Here is a 6,643-nt window from a genome sequence, read left to right as displayed (position 1 = left end):
GAGGAGTGGCATGAGCAACCCGTTCGAGGACCCCGAGGGCACCTACCTGGTGCTGGTCAACGACGAGAACCAGCACAGCCTGTGGCCGGACTTCGTGGAGGTGCCGGCCGGCTGGCGGGTGGTCCACGGACCCGACTCGCGCCAGTCCTGCCTGGACCACGTCGAGACCCACTGGACGGACATGCGGCCACGCAGCCTGGCCGAGTCGATGGACGGCTGACAGGGGTGAGGGGGCCGGTCGGTGACCGGCCCCCTCACCCCCGTCCCTTCCGCGTCAGGACGCGGGCTGCTTCACCTCGGTGTCCGTCTTGCCGTCGACGGCGGCCGCCAGCTGCGGCACCAGGCGTTCGATGACGTACCGCAGGCTGAGGACGGTGCCCATGGAAAGGGCGTTGCCGTAGTCGCTGGTCTCGTTGACGTAGACCTCGCGACCCTCCTCGACCACGTTCAGGTCCTTGTAGGAGGCGTCCTTGTGCAGTTTGTCGGCGTCCTTGGTGACGTCGGCGACCTGCCACACGACGGTGTCCTGGTCGAGCAGGTCGGTGCGCTCCTTGCTGATGTTGGCACCGAACTGGTCGCCGATCACCTTGTCGAGGTCGGCGGGCAGGGTGAAGCCGAGGTCGGTGAGCAGGTGGGATCGCGGGTCCTGGCTGCCGAAGACGAAGATGCCCTCGTACGGGGTGGCCATGACCGCGCTCCGGCCCTTGAACTCGGGGTGTTCCTTCACGGCCCCGGCGATGGCGTCCTCGGTCTCCTTGACCGCCGCCGCGGCCTCCTCCGGCTTGCCGAGCGCCTTGCCGATGGTCTCGGCCTGCTCCTGCCACGGGACGCCGTAGTCGTTGTACTTCTTCGGCTGGGCGACGACCGGGGCGAACTTGGACAGGGACTCGTACTGCTCCTTGGTGAGTCCGCCGTACACCGCGAGGATCAGGTCGGGCTTGAGCGCGGCGATCTTCTCGACCTGCGGGCCGGTGCCCGTGTCCTTCAGGACGGTGGGTGCCTCGGCGCCGGCGAGCTTGTCCTCCGCCCAGGGGCCGACGGCGCCCTTGTAGCCGCCGAGCCATTCCGTGGTGCCGACGGGGACCTTGCCGAGGGCGAGGACGGCGTCCTGGTCGGTGAGGCCGACGGTGACGATCCGCTGGGGCTCGGCCTTGATAGTGGTGCTGCCGTACTTGTGGTCGAGGGAGACGGGGAAGGCGGATCCGCCGGAGGTGCTCGCCTCCGCGCCGGCGTCCGAGGCGTCGGAGTCGTCGCCGGAGCCGCCGCCACAGGCGGTGGCGAGGAGCAGGGTGGCGGAGGCGAGCGCGACGGCGAGCCGTGGCGCTCTACGGGAGCGGAACATCAGCGGTCCTTCGGTTCGGGTTCCTGTGGAGCGGTGCGTGTGGGGGTCTCGGGGTCCGGCCGGGGGCCGGTGTCGCGGGCGGGCGGCCGGGGGCCGGTGTCGCGGGCGTCGGACCAGGCCGCCCAGAGGGCGGCGTAGGGGCCGCGGGCGGCGCGCAGTTCGTCGTGGGTGCCGCTCTCGACGATCCGGCCGGCGTCCATGACGACCACGCGGTCGGCGCCGGCGGCCTGGCTGAGGCGGTGGGCGACGATCAGGGCGGTGCGGCCGTCGACGGCGCGGGCGACGGCCTTCTCCAGGGTGCGCGCTCCGGCGCTGCCCGCCTCGGCGGTGGCCTCGTCGAGGATCACCAGCGGCGGATCGGCCAGGATCAGCCGGGCCAGGGCGAGGGCCTGGGTCCGCTCGCCGCTCAGCCGGTGGCCGCCGTCGCCGACGACCGTGGCGAGTCCGTCGGGCAGGGCCTCGGCCCAGACGAGGGCGTCGACGCGGTCGAGGGCGGCACGCAGTTCGTCGTCGGTGGCGTCGGGCCTGGCGAGCCGCAGGTCGTCGGCGAGGGGGCCCGCGAAGACATGGGTCTCCTGGGTGATCAGGGCGATCGTGCGGGAGGCGGCGGAGCCGAGTTCGGTGGGCGGGACGCCACCGACCAGGACGGTGCCGGTGGTGGGCGGTTGGATGCCCGCCACGAGCCGGGCCAGAGTGGTCTTGCCGGCTCCACTGGCGCCGACGAGAGCCACGCGTTCGCCGTGGTGGATCGTCAGGTCGATGTCGTGCAGGACGGGGTGCCCCGTCCGGTAGGCGTGACCGAGGCCTCGGACGGTGACGTCGACGCCGGCCTCGACGGTGTGGCTCGGCCGCTGAGGCACCGGTTCGTCCGTGACGCCGATGAGCCGGGCGAGGCCCGCCGTCGCCGACTGGGCGTCGTCGAGGAGGGCGAGGGCCGCGTTGACGGGGCCGAAGAGACTGTGGAAGTACAGCGCGGCGGCGGTCGCCGTACCGATGCCGGCTGAGCCGTCGCGGACCAGCCAGTAGCCGGTGACCAGGACGGCGGCCAGCCCGATGTACTCGGCGACGTGCAGTCGGCTGTAGAAGCCGAGGACGAGCCGTACGCCCCGCATGGTCAGCGCCACCACGGACCACGACCGCTCGGTGACCCGCTCGGTGTGCTCCCGCCCCAGTCGGAACGCCCGCACGGTGGAGGCGCCGCCGATGGTGTCGAGCATCTGCTGCTGCTGGGCTCCCGCGGCGACCCGCTGCTCGGCGTAAAGGGGGATCGCGCGGGCGACGTACCAACGGGCGGTGGCGATCTGTACGGGGACGGCGAGCAGCGCGGCCAGCAGGAAGCGCCAGTCCAGCAGCGCCATGGCCCCGAGGGTCAGGAGAATGGTGAGCAGGGAACGTCCCAGCGCGGGCAGCGCGTTGCGTACGGCGTCGGCGATGAGGGACACGTCGGCGGTGACCCGCGCGGTCAGGTCGCCGGCGCCGGCCTTCTCCACCCGGTCCAGGGGCAACGCCAGCGCGCGCTCGACGAACCGTTCACGCAGCCGGGCCAGTGTCGTCTCACCGAGCCGGGCGATCAGCGACAACCCGAACCCGGCGGTGACGCCCTGGACCACGGCGACGGCCACCAGCAGCGCGGCGGTGCCCGTGATGGCGTCGACGGACCCGCGCCCGGCGGCCAGGTCGACGATCCGGCCCAGCAGGGGCGGCACGAGCAGACCGACGGCTGTGGAACCCACCATGACGGCGAACGCGCCGAGCGCCGACCGCCGTTGCGGGCGCAGGAGTTCCGCGACTGCGGCCCGGGTACGGGCGGGAGTGGCGACGGCCAGCAGAACGGGACCGCCACGGCCCCCGCCCCCGCTCCGGCGCGCGCCCTTCGTGCCGGCGCCGGGGGCGGCCTCCGGGAGCTCTCCGGGGGCGGTTCGCAGGGACTCGCCGGGAACGGCCTCCGGCGTCTCGCCGAGAGCAGCTTGCTTCCTCGTCTCACCGGGCGGGGCGGCCCGGGTCTCGGCGGCTTCGGTCGCGCCGGGTACGGCGGGCGCGGCGGGCACGGGCCGCAGGGACCCTCCGGGCGCGGTCCCCGCGGTTTCCCCGGGCGCGGCGCCCGCGGTTTCCCCGGGCGCGGCCTCGTTGGGCTCGGTCATGTGAGCACCGCCGTGCGGTAGTCCGCGCTGTCGCGGACGAGTCGGCCGTGGTCGCCGGTCGCGGTGACCCGGCCGTCGTGCAGGAGTACGACCCGGTCGGTGACGGCGAGCAGGGCGGGGCTGTTGGTCACCAGCACGGTGGTGCGTCCTCGGCGCATGTCCCTGATCCCGGTGGCGATCCGCGTCTCCGTGACGGCGTCGACGGCGGTGGCGGGTTCGTGCACGACGAGGACGGGTGCGTCTGCGGCGAGGGCCCGGGCCAGGGCGACCCGTTGCCGCTGACCACCGGAGAGCGAACGGCCGCGTGCGCTCACGGCGGTGTCGACGCCGTGGGGCAGCGTGGCTGTGACCTCGTCGGCGCAGGAGGCGCCCATCGCGGCTGTGACCCTCGCCGGCGCGGCGGCGCCGACCGCCGCCGTGACGTTGTCGAGGACCGTGCCCTCGAAGAGGTCGGCGTCGTGCTCGGCGACCAGGACGGCCGCGCGTACGTCCGCGAGACCGAGCGCGGTGAGGGGCGTACCGTCCAGTTCGACGGCGCCGTCCTCGGGGTCGACGCGGCGGCCGAGGCAGCGCAGCAGCGCGAAGGCGTCGGCGGGACCGGTGGTGGCGATGCCGACGGTCTCACCGGGGGCGATGTCGACGTCCAGACCACGCAGGGTGCCGTGGGAGAGGGCGCGGAGCCTCAGCCGTCCCTGGAAGCCGCTCGACGGGGTGCCGTGTGCCGAGGGGCCCGGGGTTACGGCGCCGGGGGCGTTCAGCACTCCCGTGATGCGGGCGGCGGAGGCGCGCCCCTGGGCCAACTCGGCATTCACCCAGGCGAATTCGGTGAGGGGGCCGACGAGGAAGAGGGCGAGCCCGACGGAGGAGACGAGTTCACCGAGGCCGATGTCGCCGTGCGCGGCGAGGCGTCCACCGACGAGGGCCACCAGGGCGATGAAGGCCCCGGTGAGGATGGTGACGACGCCGTTCTGCCAGGCCTCGGCGCGGGCGGCCCGCAGGGTGGCGGAGAGGGAGTCCTGGCTGACACGGCGGTAGCGGGCGACGGCCGCGTTCTCGGCACCGATGCCCTTGAGGACGCGCACTCCGGCCACCAGGTCCGCCGCCACACCGGAGGCCTGCGCCGCGCGTTCCTGTTCGGTCTCGCTGCGCCGTTCCAGCGGCTTGCTAAACAGGTGTCCGAGCCACAGCAGCAGCGGGGTGCCGAGGAGGACGAGCAGGCCGAGGACGAGCGAGACCCGTAGCAGCGCCACCGCGCTGACGACGAGGCCCGCCGTAGCCGCGAAGGCGACGATCAGAGCCATGGCCACGGCGCCGACCCGCTTGGCGTCCTCGGTGGCGATGTTCGTCAACTCGCCTGGCAGGCGCCCCTCTTCGGCGCCGCCCTCGGGGGCTAGGACGCGGCCGACGATCTCGGTTCTGAGATGGTGCGCGGCGGTCACCGAGGCACGCTCCCCCGCCCTCGCGCTGAGGCGGAAGCTGAGGGAGAGTCCGACGTACACGGCGGCGAGGACGGCCAGCCACCGGAGCAGTCCGGGGATGTCCCCGTCCACGACTCCGCGCTCGATGGCAAGACCGATGAGCACCGGCACAAGGGCCTCGCCCGTCTGGTGCCCCATCCCCAGAACCGCTCCCAGCGCGACGTCCCGACGCTGTCCGCCGACCGCGCGCCACAGGACGTTCCGTCCCGGCGGGCCCGTTCTCCTCACGCATCCCTCCGGACCGGTTTCACCAACACAGCGGACGTACAAAAAACTTAGGTAAGGCTAACTACATTTGCCTTCCTGGACCAGTCCTGACCGCCGCCGAGACGGGCCGAACCTCCGCCGAACGCCGGGACATTATCCGACCGACACCTCAACTGACCTACAAAACAAGGCAGTTCACCAAGACGAGACGCCAACGGCGCGACCGCCCCGCACGAAAGGACCCGTACCTGCTCAGCACCAGGATCACCAATGCCCGCATCATCACGATGGACCCCGGACCGCCCGGAAGGCCGGGAGCCGGGTATCTGGCACGGGCGCACAGTCGGCCAGGACGAGGACCAGGCGGGGGTGCCGGCGCCGCCGGGGGCGGCATTCGAGCCCTCATCGCTGTGTACGCGGGAGACCCGCACGCCCAATACTGTGCGCAGACGGCACCAGGGGGCGTGGATGAGGTGGTTTCAGCGTGACCGGGCGAAGCAGCGGGCCGAAGTGGCGCCGCTCCCCGGGGTCGGCACGAGCGACGAGCCACCCGGGCAGGCGCCCCCGCTGCTCACCGGCGGCGGCCCGGCTCTTCAACAGCTCGGCGGTGACGGTGACCAGGTCGCCCAACTGACCACCGGGCCGGGGCCCGTCATCCTCGACATCACGCACTCGGGGACGGGCCACTTCGTCGTGGACGCCCTGGACGGGCGGCTGCACTCCCAGAGCCAACTCGTCTACACCGACGGGCCGTTCTCCTGCCGCGCCCTGGTGAACGCCGACGACCGGCCGGTGCGCGCGCTCCGTGTGCAGGCGGACGGCCCGTGGACGGTGGACGTGAGTCCGGTGTCGAGCGCGCTGGCCTGCGACGGCCATGCGCGCCGCCCTGCCTCGGACGTACTGCGCCACACCGGCGGCCCGGCGACCGCGATCCTGCGCTACGAGGGCGACCGACAGGCCGACGACGGTGGTTACTTCCTCGTCGACGCCTTCGAACCGGACGGCACCGGTTTCCTCGACGAGCTCGCCAACCACGTCGGCCCCTGGCACGGCGAGGCGCCGCTCACCGGTCCCTGCCTCATCTACGCCCGCTCCGACGGACCGTGGTCCCTCAGCGTGCGCCCCCTGGCCTCCCCCGGATCGCCCTGAGCGGCCATCAGCGAACTGAGCGACGCCTTCGGCCTCGACGCCTCCACCCTGCGCCGGCAGACCGCCGCCACTCTGCGGGCGGGCTGATCGAGCCCATCCTCGCCCCGGAGGGCGGCGTGGCAGCAAGATCCGTCTCACCGAGGAGGGCGAGCGCCGTCCGGGCGACGAGCGGGGGCGACGCCCGCACTCTCGCCCTGGCGCTGGGGGGCTGGTCCGAGGAGGACATCGCCGGGTTCGCCGACCACCTCGAACGCAACACGAGCATCGAGCGGCTGCACGGCAAGCCGTGGCCTCGCCCGGAGCGGCTGCCGGCGAGCGGGTAGCCT

General features: G+C 73.2%; 5 protein-coding genes and 1 pseudogene. 3 read left to right on the top strand and 3 right to left on the bottom strand.

Going from position 1 to position 6,643, the window contains the following annotated elements; translation table 11 throughout:
• Positions 1-10 precede the first annotated feature (10 nt).
• Positions 11-220: an MbtH family NRPS accessory protein gene (locus tag ACFY9I_RS22085; protein WP_391004102.1), complete on the top strand. Its 210-nt coding sequence runs from the start codon at positions 11-13 to the stop codon at positions 218-220.
• Between the two features lie 54 nt (positions 221-274).
• Here ACFY9I_RS22085 and ACFY9I_RS22080 read toward each other — a convergent pair whose 3' ends face one another.
• Genes ACFY9I_RS22080 through ACFY9I_RS22070 form a run of 3 tightly spaced genes read right to left on the bottom strand, consistent with a single transcriptional unit; the run spans position 275 to position 5,189 of the window.
• The gene (locus ACFY9I_RS22080; RefSeq protein WP_391004099.1) at positions 275-1,342 is read right to left on the bottom strand and encodes an ABC transporter substrate-binding protein; all 1,068 of its coding nucleotides are present in this window, start codon (positions 1,340-1,342) and stop codon (positions 275-277) included.
• Positions 1,342-3,483, bottom strand: coding sequence for an ABC transporter transmembrane domain-containing protein (locus tag ACFY9I_RS22075; RefSeq protein WP_391004097.1), 2,142 nt, complete (start codon positions 3,481-3,483; stop codon positions 1,342-1,344). Before ACFY9I_RS22075 ends, ACFY9I_RS22080 begins: the two co-directional genes overlap by 1 nt.
• On the bottom strand, positions 3,480-5,189 hold the full coding sequence (locus tag ACFY9I_RS22070) for an ABC transporter transmembrane domain-containing protein (RefSeq protein ID WP_391004095.1): 1,710 nt from the start codon (positions 5,187-5,189) through the stop codon (positions 3,480-3,482). Before ACFY9I_RS22070 ends, ACFY9I_RS22075 begins: the two co-directional genes overlap by 4 nt.
• 447 nt (positions 5,190-5,636) lie before the next feature.
• Here ACFY9I_RS22070 and ACFY9I_RS22065 point away from each other — a divergent pair, with 447 nt between their 5' ends.
• Complete coding sequence (locus ACFY9I_RS22065; protein WP_391004093.1) at positions 5,637-6,317, top strand: hypothetical protein; 681 nt, start codon at positions 5,637-5,639, stop codon at positions 6,315-6,317.
• Positions 6,318-6,320: 3 nt separating this feature from the next.
• Positions 6,321-6,640, top strand: a pseudogene (locus tag ACFY9I_RS22060) (MarR family transcriptional regulator); the annotation flags it as partial.
• Positions 6,641-6,643 lie beyond the last annotated feature (3 nt).

The organism is Streptomyces sp. NPDC012510 (genome assembly GCF_042955065.1).
GTDB lineage: Bacteria > Actinomycetota > Actinomycetes > Streptomycetales > Streptomycetaceae > Streptomyces.
This window is presented reverse-complemented; position numbering and strand designations above follow the sequence as displayed.